This is a genomic window from Arthrobacter sp. Bi83 (assembly GCF_918698095.1).
Classification (GTDB): Bacteria; Actinomycetota; Actinomycetes; order Actinomycetales; family Micrococcaceae; genus Arthrobacter.
The window spans coordinates 33,664-49,965 of sequence record NZ_CAKKLY010000009.1 but is presented as its reverse complement, the minus strand read 5'-3'; the positions used below and the strand labels follow the sequence as shown (position 1 = coordinate 49,965).

Annotated in this window: 15 protein-coding genes; 7 read left to right on the top strand and 8 right to left on the bottom strand. The window is 62.1% G+C overall.

The genetic code is table 11. The features are described 5' to 3' along the window. Window positions 1-15: 15 nt before the first annotated feature. The 4 genes from LQ144_RS06625 (at window position 16) to LQ144_RS06610 (ending at window position 3,775) form a co-directional block, all read left to right on the top strand. On the top strand, window positions 16-1,011 hold the full coding sequence (locus LQ144_RS06625) for a class II fructose-bisphosphate aldolase (protein ID WP_230117780.1): 996 nt from the start codon (window positions 16-18) through the stop codon (window positions 1,009-1,011). After that, complete coding sequence (locus LQ144_RS06620) at window positions 1,008-1,733, top strand: SDR family oxidoreductase (protein WP_230117779.1); 726 nt, start codon at window positions 1,008-1,010, stop codon at window positions 1,731-1,733. Before LQ144_RS06625 ends, LQ144_RS06620 begins: the two co-directional genes overlap by 4 nt. A gap of 34 nt (window positions 1,734-1,767) precedes the next feature. Beyond that, on the top strand, window positions 1,768-2,727 hold the full coding sequence (locus LQ144_RS06615) for an aldose 1-epimerase family protein (protein ID WP_354962130.1): 960 nt from the start codon (window positions 1,768-1,770) through the stop codon (window positions 2,725-2,727). Window positions 2,728-2,968: 241 nt separating this feature from the next. Further along, the gene (locus tag LQ144_RS06610) at window positions 2,969-3,775 is read left to right on the top strand and encodes a DeoR/GlpR family DNA-binding transcription regulator (RefSeq protein WP_230117778.1); all 807 of its coding nucleotides are present in this window, start codon (window positions 2,969-2,971) and stop codon (window positions 3,773-3,775) included. Between the two features lie 1,031 nt (window positions 3,776-4,806). Here LQ144_RS06610 and LQ144_RS06605 read toward each other — a convergent pair. The 7 genes from LQ144_RS06605 to LQ144_RS06575 all read right to left on the bottom strand — a co-directional run bounded on the left by LQ144_RS06605 (window position 4,807) and on the right by LQ144_RS06575 (window position 12,216). Beyond that, window positions 4,807-5,883: an SIS domain-containing protein gene (locus LQ144_RS06605; RefSeq protein WP_230117777.1), complete on the bottom strand. Its 1,077-nt coding sequence runs from the start codon at window positions 5,881-5,883 to the stop codon at window positions 4,807-4,809. Then, window positions 5,880-6,662 (bottom strand): ATP-binding cassette domain-containing protein, encoded by a 783-nt coding sequence (locus LQ144_RS06600; RefSeq protein ID WP_230117776.1) that lies wholly within the window; start codon window positions 6,660-6,662, stop codon window positions 5,880-5,882. The genes LQ144_RS06605 and LQ144_RS06600 overlap by 4 nt, the downstream gene beginning before the upstream one ends. Before the next feature lie 24 nt (window positions 6,663-6,686). Further along, window positions 6,687-7,892, bottom strand: coding sequence for an alanine racemase (locus LQ144_RS06595; protein WP_230117775.1), 1,206 nt, complete (start codon window positions 7,890-7,892; stop codon window positions 6,687-6,689). A gap of 13 nt (window positions 7,893-7,905) precedes the next feature. Beyond that, window positions 7,906-8,880 carry an ABC transporter permease gene (locus LQ144_RS06590; RefSeq protein ID WP_230117774.1) on the bottom strand — a complete coding sequence of 325 codons (975 nt, stop codon included), beginning with the start codon at window positions 8,878-8,880 and terminating at the stop codon, window positions 7,906-7,908. Continuing rightward, window positions 8,877-9,875 (bottom strand): ROK family protein, encoded by a 999-nt coding sequence (locus LQ144_RS06585; RefSeq protein WP_230117773.1) that lies wholly within the window; start codon window positions 9,873-9,875, stop codon window positions 8,877-8,879. The genes LQ144_RS06590 and LQ144_RS06585 overlap by 4 nt, the downstream gene beginning before the upstream one ends. Next, window positions 9,872-10,945 carry a hypothetical protein gene (locus tag LQ144_RS06580; RefSeq protein ID WP_230117772.1) on the bottom strand — a complete coding sequence of 358 codons (1,074 nt, stop codon included), beginning with the start codon at window positions 10,943-10,945 and terminating at the stop codon, window positions 9,872-9,874. The genes LQ144_RS06585 and LQ144_RS06580 overlap by 4 nt, the downstream gene beginning before the upstream one ends. 137 nt (window positions 10,946-11,082) lie before the next feature. Then, window positions 11,083-12,216 (bottom strand): substrate-binding domain-containing protein, encoded by a 1,134-nt coding sequence (locus LQ144_RS06575; RefSeq protein WP_230117771.1) that lies wholly within the window; start codon window positions 12,214-12,216, stop codon window positions 11,083-11,085. Window positions 12,217-12,455: 239 nt separating this feature from the next. Between LQ144_RS06575 and LQ144_RS06570 the strand changes: the two genes are divergently transcribed. Further along, window positions 12,456-13,673 carry an ROK family transcriptional regulator gene (locus LQ144_RS06570; RefSeq protein WP_230117770.1) on the top strand — a complete coding sequence of 406 codons (1,218 nt, stop codon included), beginning with the start codon at window positions 12,456-12,458 and terminating at the stop codon, window positions 13,671-13,673. 161 nt (window positions 13,674-13,834) lie between these two features. Here the strand turns inward: LQ144_RS06570 and LQ144_RS06565 are convergent, their stop codons facing one another. Then, a complete protein-coding gene (locus LQ144_RS06565; protein WP_230117769.1) occupies window positions 13,835-14,401 on the bottom strand; it encodes a recombinase family protein in 567 nt (188 codons plus the stop codon). 806 nt (window positions 14,402-15,207) lie between these two features. Here LQ144_RS06565 and LQ144_RS06560 point away from each other — a divergent pair. Both LQ144_RS06560 and LQ144_RS06555 read left to right on the top strand, forming a co-directional pair. Continuing rightward, window positions 15,208-15,459, top strand: coding sequence for a hypothetical protein (locus LQ144_RS06560; RefSeq protein ID WP_230117768.1), 252 nt, complete (start codon window positions 15,208-15,210; stop codon window positions 15,457-15,459). A gap of 35 nt (window positions 15,460-15,494) precedes the next feature. After that, window positions 15,495-16,028, top strand: coding sequence for a flavin reductase family protein (locus LQ144_RS06555; RefSeq protein WP_230117767.1), 534 nt, complete (start codon window positions 15,495-15,497; stop codon window positions 16,026-16,028). The last annotated feature ends 274 nt before the right edge of the window (window positions 16,029-16,302 follow it).

The window sequence follows — 16,302 nt, the reverse complement described above, 5'->3', positions numbered from 1 at the left end:
CGCTTTGTCACCTCCTTGGCTCCCATTGCTTATTGCGTTCTATTGGATATTATTGTGTTTGCTTGGAGTGTTGTCAAGGTCACATCTGAAAGTCCTGTGATCGCAGCCGCCTACAAAGCTTTCGTCCCGGGTTTCGGGGAATTAACTGAGGAGAATTGCATGCCTGTGGTCCACACCGGAGAGTTGTTGCGGGAGGCGATGGCCGGCGGGGTCGGGCTGGCTGCCTTCAACGTCATCAATCTTGAACATGGCGAGGCGATCGTTGAAGCCGCCGAAGAACTCGGGCTTCCTGCCGTGCTGCAGGTGAGCGAAAACTGCGTCAAGTTCCACCGGGGCCAGGTCAGGCCGCTGCTGGCCGGTCTAGCCGCCATGGCGGAAGCGTCGGATGCCCGCGTTTCCTTGCACCTGGACCATATCGAAGAGTTTCAGTTTCTGGAGCAAGCAATGGGGACGGGGGTCTCCTCCGCCATGTTTGATGCATCGAAGCTCGCCATCGCGGAAAACATTGCCGCTACCCGGAGAGCGGTTTCCTTTGCCCGAACCCAGGGCTGGCATCTTGAAGCCGAGCTTGGCGAGGTGGGGGGGAAAGACGGTGCGCACGCCCCTGGCGTCCGAACCGATCCGGCGGAAGCGGCGGCCTTCATCGAGTCCACCGGCGTCGACTCTCTTGCTGTTGCCGTGGGGAGCTCACATGCGATGACCGCCCAGACAGCGCTTCTTGACCATGACCTGATCAGACGGATCCGCGCCGTCGTCGACGTGCCCCTCGTATTGCACGGATCTTCGGGCGTTCCGAGCACAGAACTAGCGTTTGCCATTGAGGCCGGCATGACCAAGATCAACATCGGGACCATGCTGAACATCGCCTTTACGGAGGCCGTCCGGGAGGCTCTCCGCGCCCAGGACCTGGTGGATCCCCGCAAGTACCTGGCACCAGCGCGGACCCGGACCGCCCGGGTCGTACGTGAAGCGTTGAAAGCTATTTCTTCACCTAGGACAGGACAATCATGAACGAGACAGTCAACCGGCCGCTGTTGGGCAAAACCGCTTTCATTACGGGAGGCAGCGGCGGCATCGGTGCCGCCGTCGCGGACGCCCTGTCCCAATCAGGAGCGGCCGTATGTATCGTGTCCAGATCCGGCTCGGGTTCCCGGCTTCCCAACAGTTTGACGGTTGCGGCCGATGTCAGGGATAGGGAGGCGATGAAGGGCGCCGCCGCGCTTGCGGCCGAGCATTTTGGAGGTATCGACATCGTCGTCGCCAACGCCGGGGTTGGCTCCTGGGGACCTTTCATCGACACCCCCGACAGTGACATTCAGGAGATGACCGAGGTGAATGTGACGGGCCTCTTCCACACCGTGGAAGCCACTCTTCCCTATCTGAAGGAAAGAGGCGCAGGGGACATCATCACTGTGGCGTCCGAAGCTGGCCGCCGGGGGCTGCCCGATGAAGCCGCGTACGTTGCCACCAAGTTCGCCCAAGTCGGATTCACGCGATCGCTGGATCATGAGCTTAGGGGCAGCAGCATCCGCTGCACGAATATCTGTCCCGGAGGTGTCGCTAGCAATTTCGGGATGGGACGCGGCCTGCGCCGGCCGGGCATGCCGGAACTGGAAGACATGATGACTCCTGCCGATGTCGCCGAGGTTGTGCTCTTTGCTCTCTCCCGCCCGCGGCACATGCGGATACTTGAGGTTGCCTTCCGGCATATGTCCGAACAATCGTGGGGCTAGAAAGCCAATATACCGACAAGGCTTAGGAATTGCAGTGGAGAAGACCAGCCAGGAAGATCCCGTGAAGACAGCCCAAAATGTGAGCATCGGCGCCACCGGGGCGCAGTACGAAATATCGGCGGCCAACTACACCGCCGTCGTAACCGAACAAGGAGCTACCGTCAGACAGCTCCGCTTCCGTGCCCGCGACCTCATTGTGGGGTTCATGGCAGACGAGCCGGTTCCCGACTTCCGTGGCGCGTTGGTGGCCCCCTGGCCAAACCGCATCGCGGATGGACGCTATATATATAAAGGCCGGGAGCTTCGGGTGCCCGTAAACGAACCAGAACGTGACGCCGCCCTACATGGCCTGGTCTGTGAACGGCCGTGGACTCTGGTTTCATCGGAGCCATCCGGCGTCCGGTTGCGGCACCAAATCAGGCCAAGCGCAGGCTACCCGTTTTCGGTGTTGCTGGACGTCACCTATCGGCTGGATAATGGCGGCTTCCACACAAAAGTGTCAGCTACCAATACGGGCGATCACACCGCACCTTACGGGGTCTGTCCGCACCCCTACCTGGTGGCCGGGAAATCAGCATTCAATTCCTGGAGCCTTGAGCTCCCGGCCGATACATTCCTGGAGGTCACCCCCGACCGGCTTCTGCCCCTGGGCAGGCGCCCGGCTGCTGACGGGCCTTTTGACTTCCGCGAGGCACGGACATTGGGTGACATCGAAATCGATCATCCATTCACCGACCTCGTCCGGGATCCGCAGGGGAATGCAACGGTTCGTCTCACGGATCCCGGCGGATCCGGTGTCGGAATCCGCTGGGATCGGTCTTGCGACTGGGTCCAGGTTCACACCGCCGACCACATGGTCGCTGAGCGCCACCGGCTCGGACTTGCCGTCGAACCGATGAGCTGCCCGCCCGATGCATTCAACTCCGGCAAAGACGTCGTTCACCTCCTGCCCGGGGCGACGCACATCGCAAACTGGACCATTTTCGCCATCTAACGGCGGGTGACGACTGAACGGGGGCCAACTGGATACCCAAGGGAAGGCCGCGCGGGCGGGGATCATGGCGCGGCGTTCCTGCCGAAACATGGCCCCGGCACCCTTTGCGGTCGCTAAAGTGTCACGTCCATCAGAGGCCCGACGGTGAACCAGTTAAGGTTGTCTTAACCTGGCTTCTCATTAGGGCACTCTTCGTGACACGGTTGGGTACATCACTGATGCCACACTTGAAGGAGGCCGCATGACACCAGCCGCAGACCCGGCCACCACACGTCTCGAGACCCGTGTCCCTTTTCCCGACCAAAGGCGGGAACTCATCCTGACGACGCTTCGGACGGAAGGGCGTGCCGATGCCACAGCTATTGCCCTGGAGCTGGGAGTCACGAACGAAACCGTCCGCAAGGATCTGGTGGCCCTTGAGCAGCTAGGGCTCATTAAGCGGGTCCACGGCGGAGCGATACCCGTCGGACGGCTCACCTACGAGCCCCCCGTTGCCTCCAGGACTGCCTTCACAGAGGAAAAGACCCGAATAGCCGCCGCAGCACTCCGTCACCTCCCTGCCGACGGGTCGGTGCTCATCGATGCAGGGTCAACTACCGCACGGTTCGCTGACTTGTTTCCCCGGGACAGGTCGATGAGGGTTTACACCAACACGCTCTCGATCGCCATGACGCTGATGGACTCGCCTCTCCTCACGGTATACACGCTCGGGGGCCGGGTCCGCCCGGTTACTTCAGCGGAAGTGGATGACTGGGCCGCCCGCGCCCTGTCCGACATCAACGTGGACGTCGCCTTCCTGGGAGCCAGCGCCGTTTCACTCGACCGAGGACTCACCACGCCCGACGCCGCCGAAGCCGCAGTGAAGCGGCTGATGTGTGCCAGCGCCCGCCGCCGGATCCTCTTGGCAGACCACAGTAAATTTGGACGGGTCAGCAATTGGAAACACGCCGGGTTGGCCGACATCGACCTTGTCTTAACGGATGATGGCATAGAGCCACAGATGCTCGAGTCCCTACGCTCAGCTGGCGTGGAAGTGGAAACGGTCTGAAATTACCCACCGAAGGCCGCCGCGCACCTAATTTCCCAAGGCCAAACCAAGCTCGCTCGTGGCGAGGAATCCGCCCGGACAGCTGCCACAGAACTGCTGGGCATAGAGCCTGAGATACTCGAAGCTCTGCCGTCAGCTGGGCTCGAAGTGGAAACGGTCTGACAGAATATCAGTGGTCGCCCGGCGACTCGACTGGGTAGCAGGTGGGTGGAGGTCACTCACTGCTTCCGGCCCTGCCCGGCCCCGAGACTGCTCGACTTCGATGCCGCGGGCGGTGGTCACTCCGTTTTGGATGCAAAACGCCGAAAAAGACCATTCGGCACCCGGAGTGCCGACCGCCCAGGCCGGAAACCGTCCTTCGAGAACGGATCCGTTCGAGTTCACGGTGGCAACGTCATGGGCAAACTGAAGGTTCTCTGTAAGGTCGAAAGTGAAGATTCCGGCCGGCGAAGCGTCTGAATACTCGATGCAGCAGTGTCGGATCCCCCCGCCATCGCCTTTCACCTCAAGCCCCACGATGAAGGACCCGGAACACGGGATGTCTCCCTGACAATGAACTAGAAGCTGACATTCGTCATCGAACCAAGTCAGCACCGCTAGCACAGGGATCGGAAGTGGCATGCGGACATGCGGCGCCATACGTTCTCCTTAATTTGAATTTACTTCACGTCAATAACGGCGAGAAAAGTCTGCGCGAAGGACTCTGATCCTAGGGGCGGCTCCTGCATCGTCCCCTTCGCCCACATCTCGCCCCGAAGAGGAAAAACGCATGAAACAAAGAACCACCCCTCCGCCACGACCAACCCATCAGCGAAGGACACTATGCACCAGGTACAGGTCCTGGTCGTCCGGCAGCGAGCTCATGGAGGTCGTTTGGGGGAGTTCAAGCTCCGGCCGGTCCCTTGACGTTCAAGAATCCGGACGGGCGTATGTGGTTGGTAACCACGGCCGGTGTGGCCGCCGCGCTGTAAGTGGCCATCTCCACCGCTACGTCTACTGACGGCGGCGCGGCGGCCGTTCCCCGGGAGTCGTCAAATAGTTTTTGTCACCTTCTTGAGTCCCGGGGGGCGGTCTGGGTCCAGTCCCCGGCGCAGGGCCAGGCACAGCGCCAGTTGCTGCAGGGGGATGATTTCCATCAGGGGCAGGAGCGCGGGATCGAGGCCGGAGGCACCGGCAGCCGGAATTTGAAGGTCGTCCTCATCATCACTTCCGTGTGGCCCGATGATGATGGTTCGGCCGCCAAGGGCGCGGGCCGCCTGGGCAAAGGCGTGAACGGATTCGCGCCCTCCGGGGCTGGCTGTGAGAGCAATGACGGGCGTGCCCGGCTCCACTTGTCCGAGAGGCCCGTGGGTCGCGTCGGCGGCGCTCCAGCCCGAGGCTGCCATGGAGTTGGTCTCCATCAGCTTGAGCGCTCCTTCCTTTGCCGTCGACATTGAGTAGCCACGGCCGACCACCAGGACCCTGTCAGCGTCCTGGAGGGTCTCTGCAAGCCGTTTCCCCCACGACGCGGCCCGGTCGATTACCCGGTTCGCGGCTTCGATGGCTGCGTTCGCCCGTGTTTTGATCTCGCTCCAGGAACCGCCTGCGGCGAGTGTCAGTACGACATACAGGGCGAGCAGTTCGGCCGTGTAGGTTTTGGTGGCTGCCACTGAAAGTTCAGGTCCTGCCGTGAGGTTGACATGCACATCACCCAAAGCTGCAAGCGTGCTCGATTCGTTGTTGGTCAGGGCAATAACGGGGACTCCGGCCCGCTTTGCGGCGCCAACCGTGTCGAGGAGGTCCGGTGACTCGCCGGACTGCGACACGGCCAGCATGATCGACCTCGGATACCGCAGTTCCGTGCCGAACGCCGTGACCGTGCTCGGCGTCGATAGCGAGGCGGGTATGCCGAGGAGGTTGTGGGCCAGATACTGGCCGTACATGGCGGCATGATCGCTGGACCCGCGGGCGGCGAAGACCAGCAGCTCCGGGTTGATGGTGCGGAACAGTTCCGCAGCTTCCAGGAGGCGGGGCTGTTGTTGCGTGATGAGATCCTGCCAGCGTGCCGGCTGTTCGGCGATCTCGGCCCGCATGTGGTCCCCCGGCAAGGGGTGCCCTTCGGCGGTCATGAGCTCAGTCCAGTAATCATGGCCACGACCTCGTTGTGGGATGTTTCGGCCAGCCTCTTGGTGCCGACCTGGGTCCCGCGGCGGAGTACCGAGACGCGGTCGGCGATGCGGAACACCTGGTCCATGTTGTGGCTGACGATGAGCACGGCGGCTCCCCTGGAGCGGAGCTTGAGGATGACTTCCTCGACCTTCGCCGTCTCGGCAACGCCAAGCGCCGCGGTGGGCTCGTCCATGAGCACGAGGCTGCTGGCCCAGTGCGTGGCGCGGCAGATCGCGACGCCCTGGCGCTGCCCGCCGGACAGATCGCTCAGGGTGGCCTTGGCGGAGGGGATCCGCACGTCCAGGGTGTCCACGAGTTCCTGGGTCTGCGTGGCCATGGCCTTCCTGTCCAGGATGCCCAACGGCCCCTTGGTCAATTCCCGGCCGAGGAACATGTTCATGTAGACGGGCTGGTCCTCTACGAGCGCGAGGTCCTGGTAGACGACCTCGACGCCTTTGGTCCGCGCGTCGGAGGCGTCGCGGAAGCTGACCTGCTCGCCGTTCAGCCAGATTTCACCGTCGCTGGGCTGGTACAGGCCGGAAATGATCTTGACCAGGGTGGATTTGCCCGCGCCATTGTCGCCCACCAGGGCCACGATCTCGCCGGCCCTTACTTCCAGGTCAAAGTGCTTGATGGCTACCACGCCCCCGAAGTTTTTGTGGATGCCCTTCAGCCGGAGGGGTGGAGCGGAAGCGGATTCAGGGGTGGCAGCCTCGGCTGCCGAAGGTGAGAGTGTCATGATGTGTCCTATCTGTCTTCGGTGTCAGGATTGGGCCAGGGCGAGCGGTGCGGAGCCGTCCGCTGCCCAGATGCCCTCGACCCGGGGGGTGCCTGTGGAGATGCCGGAGATGGCCGCGGTCAGTGCCCGGGTGACAAACACCTGCGGACGGAACCCGAAGATCACCGTGTCGCCTTCTGCGACGGGACTTGCGTGGTCCAAGGGGATGGTGGCGTAGTAGTCGATCGCATGTGGCGCAGGCATTTCGACCGGAAGCGCCGGCGCGGCGGAGACGTCCGAGGCGCCGGGAACGACGATCGCGCGCGTGGTGCCTTCACCAAGGACCGGGTCGACGTAGAACCCTCCGCCGAAGACGTGGGCCTTGTCATTCCACAGGTGGGAGACTTCGGTGACGTACGCGATGGCAGGCTCTTCGGCCAGATCGGCCACGGCATGCAGGGGGGTGGTTCCCGTTAGCCCGTGGCCTGGCTCCACTTGGGTGGCTCCGTCGCGGGCAAGCCCCTCCAGCACCGAAATTGACGTGGTTCCGGGCGCGTTCACGGCGAATCCGGTCCGTCCGCTGGCTTCGAGGAGCGCCGCTGCACGGGCGAGGGTGCGTCGGTTCGGGGTTGCCTCTGCCGTCCCTGTTGCCGGATTGAAGAGGGTGGCGGGGAACGTGGTGATGCCGGCGAAGCGCACGCCGGGGAGAGCGTCGACGGTGTCGGCCGCCTGCACGATTCCGTCCAAGGCAAAGCCGCCCTCGTGCCCGGTGTAGAAGCGGTCATCGGGGGCGAAAACGCGGAGGAGGACATCCTGGACGCGTCCGCGCCTTAGTGCGGCGGCACCTGCCTCCCGGGCCTTGGTCTCGCTGAAGACCGTCCAGTACAGAGGTTCCAGCGACGCGGCCAGGTTGGCCTCGTGCCTGGGTATCTGGACGAGATGGCCAAGGTGCCCCACGCGGAGGCCTCCCGAAGCCGCTGCCACGGCGCACTGCAGGTCGACGCCGACGGCGTGGGTGATGCCTGAGCGCACGAGTGTCTTGGAGACGTCGGGGTTGCGGCCTATCTGCTTGGTCATGGCGAACGGCGTCAGTCCGAGACGCGCCGCTTCCGCGGCGAATGCGACAGCATTGCGTTCGACGGCGTCGAGGTCAATTGCGTAGCAGTTGACGGGCAGGTCGCCGGTTGTGTGCAGCTGGGAAATTGCCGAGAGGAAACGGGGGTTTCGTCGTCGAAGCAGGTCGAGGAACATGGGGATCCTTTCTCTAGCTTTTCTTGCCGCGGAGGGAGAAGGAGACCGCAACGAGGATGATCAGGCCGCGGACGATCATCTGCTGGGAGACGTTGAGGCCGGCGAGAATGAGTCCGTTGTTGATCATGCTCATGAGGAGGCTGCCGATCAGGGCACCGATGACCGTCCCCTTGCCGCCAAACAGGCTGGTGCCGCCGACGATGGCAGCCGCGATGACTGTCATCAGGTCGGTTTCACCCAGGGTGTAGCGGGCGCCGTGCAGGCGGCCGGCGTACAGGAGACCGGCGAGGGCCGCGGCCATGGCGCTACCGACGAAGACCATCAGCCGGATGCGGTTGACCTTGATGCCGCTCACCCGGGCTGCCGACGCGCTGTTGCCCACGGCCAGAACGTGGGCGCCATACCGGCGCTGCCGTAGCAGGTGCCAGCCGACGAGGACCGCCAAGACCGTCCACCACAGCATGATCGGCAACCCGAGAAGATCACCGCCGCCGAAGAGCCAGACGAAGGCGCGGTCTGTCACAGGTACCGATTGGAGGTCTGTTAGCTGTCGGGCGAGGCCGGCGATCAGGCCCATCGTGGCCAGAGTCACCAGGAATGAGGGAAGACGGACCATCGTGATGAAGAAGCCGTTGACGAGCCCGACAATGATGCCGACCCCCAGCCCGGCCAGAGCGCCGATCCAAAACTGCCCGGTTCCTTGAAGGACGACGCCGGTTGTCAACGCAGACAGTGCTACGGTCGAGCCGATGGAGAGGTCGATTTCGCCTGTACTCAGCACGAAGACCATGCCGATCGCCATGATCGTGATCGGTGCTGCCTGGATCACGATGTTGAGCAGGTTAGTCGCGTTGAGGAAGTACGCCGTCTGTGTCACTGCAAAGAACAGGAACACGAGCGCGAATCCGATGTAGACGACGTAGTTGCTCCAGTTCATCTCCTTGACGTGGGTGAGGAAATTTGGTTTCGCTAGAGTTGTGGTGCTCACGGTGTGTGTCCTTTCTGAGCAGGGCCGTGCAGTGCGGAGACGGTCTCGGTAGGGCTGGGCAGTCCGGTTTTGGCGGCCGCGAGTGCGAGCCGGACCGCGCCGGCTACTGGTGCGCGGTGGCCGAGTTCGCTGATGCGGATATCGAGTGAAGACACTCCGTGGCGGGTCAGCCAGGTGTGGAGGTGGGGCAACAGCTCCTTCCTGCTGCCGATGCCGCCGCCGATCACGAAAACTTCCGGGTTGAGGACCGCGTTGACTGCGACGAGGGCCGCGGCGAGCCATCGTGCCTCATCGTCGATGGCGGCCAGCGCGTGTGTGTCACCGTCCTGGGCCTTCGCAAAGATCTCCCGGGTGGAGATTCTGTACCCTGTAGCCATCTCGTACCGGCGTGCCAGTGCGTCGCCTGCTACCGCTTCCTCCAACGGGCCACGCACCTGGTTTTCCGCGGTCAATGGGTCCGTTCCGAAGGGAAGGTAACCGATTTCCCCTGCCGCCCCGCTGGCACCGCGTATGAGCCGGCCGTCCGCCACGATGCCCATGCCGATCCCGGTACCGACGGACACGAAGACGAAGTCAGAGTGGCCGAGTCCGAGGCCGTAGTGCAATTCTCCGAGAGCGGCGACATTGACGTCATTCTCGATGATCACGGGATGCCCGAGCCTCTGCATGAGGTCCTGCGCAAAAGGCACGTCCCGCAGTCCCGCAAGGTTGGGGGCCTGGTCGAAGTTCTCCCCGGAGCTGTCTGGAACTCCGGCACCGCCGATGCCGGTCGCCGCGACCTGATCGGTGCCGGCGCCGACGACTGCGCACAACTCACGGACGAGGCCGACAATCTGTTCAATAACATTGACGCCTCCGGCGTTGGTGGGCACCTTCCGGTCAGCCAGGATGGTCCCGGTTTCGCTGGCAATGCCGGCCCTGATCTTTGTCCCACCGAGATCAACGCCCACCACGTAGGCCGCATCTTTGACGGCACGATTTGAGCCGGTGCTCATGGCGCCTCCTGCGTCAGGAGCCGGAGCGGATTATCCCGCAGCATCAGATCGGCATGGGCCTGTGACAGTCCCAGTTCGGCTGCCATCGGGATGAAGGCCGCGCCAAGGTAGTTGTAACCCCACTCTCCGTGGGTTCTGGGGTTGAGGTAGACCTCGGCGCCGGTGAGATCCTGGGAGAGCAGAATTTGCCCTGCGTAGCCCCTGTCGGACAGGTCGGCCAGGTGTGCTGCCCTGCTCGCGTCGGAGCGGTAGTAGGCCCTTTTGGAGTATTCGCCTTCGGTCGGCTGGGCGGGGCCGGGCTCCAGTACGAAGTCCCAGAATTCCTTGCCGATGGTGTCGAAGGCGATGTTGACTCCGGTGTCCAGCACCTTGAGCAGGTACTCGAACTCGGGCTGGATGTCCATATGCCCGATGACCACACGGCTGAGATCGGCCCCCTCCTCATTCAGTATCTGGATCTGCTCAAGGGCCATCGTCCCGTGTGTAGTGTGCGTCACCAGCGACACGCCTGTGGCTTGGTGCGCACGCGCGGCAGCACGAAGACACTTCTCTTCGTGGGCTGTGATTTCGTTCAGTCCCGTGGCCTGTTCACCCAGGACGCCGGCTTTGATCGACGTGGAACCGATCCCCGTGGAGACGTCCAGGGTGAACCGCTCCGTCATCTGCTCGAGGGACGCCTCGGCGGTCCAGACCGGGCTGTAAGGCTCCAGGTAGACGGAGCTTCCCGCCACGATGTGCACCTTGGACTGCTCCGATACGCGCTGCAGGATGTTCAGGTTTTCGCCCAGCGCCGAGCGGCCGACGACGCTGTAGGGGCTTAGGTCCACAACCGTGTCGAAGCCTAAGTCCTTGAGCCCGCTAAGGGCACCGACGGCTTGGCACACCTGGTCGTCTGCATAGGCGGGGTCGGTCGGCGAAACCACCAGCCGGTGCGGATCAGCGAGCGTCTCCGGACGTCCACCTGACAGCCATGGTCCAGGGACCAGGGATGTGAGGTGTTCGTGGTGGAGGATTTTTCCAAGTCTGGCCGGGTCGACCGGACCGAGTACGGTCTGCACAAATTGTGCCATGGGAGTTTCCTTTATAGAGGTGCCCGTAGGTTGGGCCTTAGTGATGTGGGCATGTGGCGCGTCATTGGCCAACGGGGTTCACCCTTTTCTGATTCCGGGCCCAGCGCTTTTCCGCCGGGCCCGGAATCAGTGCCGGGTCACTTCCCCGTGACGCTCGACGGCGGTTCGGTGCCGTAATCGTCCTTCCAGCCCTGGGCCAGGTTGTCCTTGGTGATCCCCGTCGGAGTCGCAGCCACGAGCGCAGGCGCCTGCTTATTCAGCACGCCGTAGGCGGAGGCGATGGCCAGTCCCTTGCCAATAGAGATGGAGCTGTTGCCCACGAGGCCGGCCGCATTGCCGTCCCGCGCCATGTCGGCTGCAAGGGTGGCGTCGAGGTCGTTGGTCACTACCTTGACATCGGATCGGCCGGCGTCGCGAAGGGCGGCGAGCACACCTTGGGCGGCAGTTGCCCACGGGACGTAGATGCCCTTCAGGTCCGGGTGGCGCGCTATCATCGCCGCGGCGATCTCCTGGGTCTTTGATTCGTCAGTGAAGCCCTCCTCGGCGACGATCTTCTCGTTGGGGTAGAGGTAGGACGTCCAAGCCTTGAAAGCCTTGTCGCGCTGGTTGGTGAACCAGAAGTCGGCATCGTGGTACATGTAGCCGATGTCGCCTTGGCCGCCGAGTGCGTCTCCGAGGATTGTGGCGTTCAGCTTGCCGGCTTCAGTAAGCGATTCCGTCACGATGGACACGAACTGCTGCCCCGCCTTGTAGTGCGCGGGGGGCGTGGTCATGATGACGAGCTTGATCCCCTTCTCGACTGCCGGCTTGAATGTCGCTTCCGCCGAAACCGGGTCCACTGCGATCGTGACGATGATGTCGGGGTTCAATGCCAGCACTGTCTGAAGGTTGTTGGCCTGCGTGGCAGCGTCGAAGCCGGCCTGCGTGCTCGCTACGACTTTGATCCCCAGGTCCTTGAACTGCTCACGGGCGCCCTTTTCAACTGCGGAAACAAACTCCGAGGACGTGTGCCAAACGAACGCGGCCGTGTAGTTGCCGCTCTTGACTTTGGCCTTTTCGTCAGCGGTCAGCACGAGGTCAGCGAGCTTGCCTGGCTTTTCGCCGTTGGGGCCAACGAATGCGAGGCTGGGCTCAGTTGCCTGTGTGGCCGGAGCTCCCGCCCCGGGTGCTGCCCCGGGGCCGGAGCAGCCGGTTAGTGAGAGTGCCAGCGCCATTGCGCCGGCGACGAGCCACCGCATCTGGCGCCGTCTTGTGAGTGTGAGTGTTTCCATCGGGTCCTTGACCTTCCTTGAGCTGCTTGTCAGGGGACGATGCCATGGCACCCAGTCGCTGGAGTCCGGACCTCTGGACGGAGTCGCCCTTGACGTGTTCATCCATTTTGATTTCAGAGTGCAATCAAAGTCAAGGGCTGCGATGGGAAAATATTTGGAAAATGTGCTTGGGGTGGTGGAAAAGTAGTGATCTCGGGTATCTTTTACTTCATGCTGATTCCAAAACTACGAGGATCTCGATGGTTCAAAGCACGAGGATGATGAATCGTGGCACCGTGCTGGCCGAGGTCTTCCGGCTGGCCCCAGCGAGCAGAAAACAGATCGCTGAAGCCACCGGCATTTCCACGGCAACTGTCACGCGGGCCGTTGACTCGCTGATTGACGAAGGACTTCTGCTCGAAGGCTCGGAAATCGTGTCCGAAAACAGGGGCCGCCGAGCCGTGCTTCTGGACGTCGTCGCGGGCCGGTCGTACGTCGTCGGCATAGACCTAGGTGCCTCGAACACCCGCATTATTGTTGCCGATCTTCTGGCCAACCCGATCCTGGCGCTTGACGTGGCCACCCCCTCGGCCCTGAACGCCCCGGATCTCGCTGAATGGTTGGCGGCGGAGGTGCGCTCGGCCGCTGGTAGTAACTGGCGGCTCGTAGGCGCCGTCTGCCTAGGTCTCCCAGGAGCGGTCGGCCGCATCGACAGATCTATCTCCAACGCCCACCACCTGACGCAGGTGGAAGACCCCCGCTTTCTGCAAAGGTTTGAGGCAGCGGTCCAGAAGGTCGTCATGATAGACAATGACGCAAACCTGGCCCTCCTCGGCGAGCAAAGATTCGGGGCCGCACGGACATCGCCGACCGCTGCGATGCTGACCCTCGGAACAGGGCTCGGTGCAGGGATCGCCATCGATGGGAAGGTCCTCCAGGGAGATAGGGGCCTTGTAGGAGAATTTGGCCAACTCCCAGTGGGTCCGCTTGGTACAAAACTCGAACACATGCTTACGGGTCCGGGAATACTGCGGAGGGCTGCTGAAGCAGGTGTTGCGCTGCTGAGTCCCGCGGAACTTTTCGTTGAGAAGGACAAGGGCGGGATTGAAACCCTGCGTGCACACTTCGATCATGCTCTTCTGATTGCACTGACGGCCATCACGGTCTCTTGCGAGCCGAACATCATTGTGCTCGGGGGAGGCATCGCCAAATCACTGACGTCGAGCCTTGGCCGATATGAGAGCGCCCTTGAACACAACCTGCGGATGTCCCCGAGGCTGCTGCCCGCAGCCCTTGGTGACTTTTCCGGCGCTGTGGGGGCCGTGGTAGCGGGCCTTCATGCTGTCTACGCGGACCTCGGAATGCAGCAGGAGTCACTGGCAGACCTGCCTGTCTCGCAAACGCTGACGCCGGAAACTATTAGGCGGGTCCAAGGCGGCCATTCCGCCTCCAACCCGTTCCAAATTCTGAATCAATGATTCATTAGATTTACGTTTTGCCCAAAGCCGGCATCACGCAGGGGGAGCGGGGATTACATGACGGAAGATCTTGTGGGCAACGGCTTTAGCAGTGCTCAATGACGCCGATATCGGGCCTTCCGTCAGGCTACGGCCGCGTCGGCGATGGCCCGGGGAGTGGTTCACTCCAGCTTGGCGCGGCGCAGGTACTGGTACACCGTCTCCCGGCTGATCCCGTAATCACGGGCAAGGACGGCTTTCGGAACACCGTTGCCGGAGCGTTGAACGAGCTCGGCCGTCCGTTCCGGCGTGAGAGTCTTCTTCCGTCCTTTGTAGACGCCCCGCTGCTGTGCCAGGGCGATGCCCTCCCTTTGGCGTTCCCTGATCAGGGTGCGTTCGAATTCAGCGAACGCACTCATGACAGAGAGCATGAGGTTCGCCATGGGGGAGTCCTCGCCGGTGAAGACCAGTCTCTCTTTGACGAACTCCACGCGCACGCCCTTACGGGTGAGGCCCTGGACGAGGGCACGCAGGTCATCGAGGTTGCGGGCGAGCCGGTCCATGCTGTGCACAACCACGGTGTCCCCGTCGCGGGCGAATCGCAGCAACTCCGTGAGCTCTGGCCGGGCGGTGTCCCTGCCGGAGGCCTTGTCCGTGAAGACCCGGTCCAGAACCTGGCCTTCGAGCTGGCGTTTCTCGTTCTGGTCCAGCGTGCTCACGCGGACGTATCCGATCCGCTGTCCAGTCACCGGCGCCTCCACCCTCATACTGTCAGGTTGAGTTCTAGGCCCGTGTCAGAAGAAAGTCAAGATGTAACGGCCCGTTTAGTCGGGTTGGGGTGTGCTTCAGCCTGAACCGGGGCAGTGCCGTCGCGCAAGCCGGCGGGCGATATGTCTTTCCCGTATTTGCGCTGGCTGGATCGAACACCGGTGGTGGTAGCTCAGCTAAGGGAACTGGGTGAGGGGAAGGGACTTAGAATTCGGTAACTGATGTGTGCATCGTTTGTGCAGCCGCAACGCTCGTCCTTGTTTCGCTCCTCTGTTGCACGCATGGTTTCGACTGGGATTCCATTGAGTGCGGCGAGCCAATTGAGGTTTTCCGCCGTTCCCCCAGAGTCGTGTCCGCAGTCAGAACACTCCTTCTTGCCCGGCCTCTCCATGTCGGCCAGTTCAATCCGCCAGGATGCGAGCCACAGGAAGAAGCGTTTCATTGGCTTAGGGGTGGGTTGGGGCAAGGTCATCGGCCGCGGCCCTCCTGGCCAGTTGTTCTCAGGTATAAGCACTGACTATATGTTTAGTGTCATTTGACCCAGAGGCAGATATTGCCGGGGAGCCTCCCTACCGGAAGTTGACTTGCCCCTACCAAATCACAGTCTTTGGGGAACTTGCATCATCCTTTTGGTCGGGAAAAGACCATCCCATCGGAAACCCAACCGGTCGATGTGCGCCACATCACCTGACGAAAGAATTGATGTTGTAAGGGCCTGAAGGGCGGGTCACAGAACACCTGATTCCTGTCCACGTTATTGGTAGCTCGCTTCAAGGAGGAAGCCGTCATGTCAATCACGCTCCAACTGCCCATGACTTTCCGTTCAAAGCGGAGGGCCATCCCCGCTTCAACAGCCGACCAGTCTTTCCAGACTGCAGAGGCCCGCCAAGCCCTTGTGGCACCCGGACAGATCAGCGCCTTTCCCTGGGAGGGCGTCTACATCGAGCCAAGCGACGAATCTGCGGAGTCAATGGCCCGCAGTACGCAGCCCAACCCTGAACTTGAACCATTTCTCGCCGGCCTCATGTACGGCGAATGAACGACTATCCACACCACACAAAGGAGTTGAGGAATATGACAATCACTCTGGACCAGAAGACGGCCCTTGAACCGGCGTTTGATCCGCGGGTTTTCCGTGACACGCTCGGGCACTACGCTTCCGGCATCACCATCATTAGCGGCATCGACGAGGACGGCCCGATCGGCTTCACCTGCCAGTCCTTCTACTCCGTCTCGACCGATCCGCCCCTGGTCTCCTTCAGCGTCATGACCAACTCAACGACCTACCCGCGGCTACGCGAGACCGGCAAGTTCGTCGTCAATGTCCTCGCCCACGACCAGGACACCGTCTCAAACCAGTTCGCTCGCAAAGGCACCGACAAATGGGCCGGAATCGACTGGTCCCAAACTAACGCAGGCAACCCCGTCATCGCCGACACCCTGATGTGGCTCGACTGCGACGTCTGGGCAGAACACGAAGCCGGCGACCACTACATCGTCATCGGACGCGTCAACGAAATGAGCCCAGCCACCTGGCACAAAGAAGAACCACTGCTCTACTTCAAAGGTCAGTACCGCCACCTCCGCGGTATCGACGACAAGGTATAGACCCCACCGCCGTTATCCCTCCCGAACTGAACTGCATTGGGTTCGGGGCGACGGCTATGGCCAAGAAAGTTACGACCAACCAACTCTGGATTGGCAATTTGCCAGAGGTATCTAACATGTCGCTTTGGCGCGAGAAACGCAAAACGAAACCGGCAAGAGCCCTTGCCGACATCCTCCGGGAACGCAACGAAAGAAGGACAGCGGCTCTCATTGCCTGCATCACGGAGATAAGTGGTACAGGAGGCCCCGAAACCGTTACACATTCTCTTGTGGC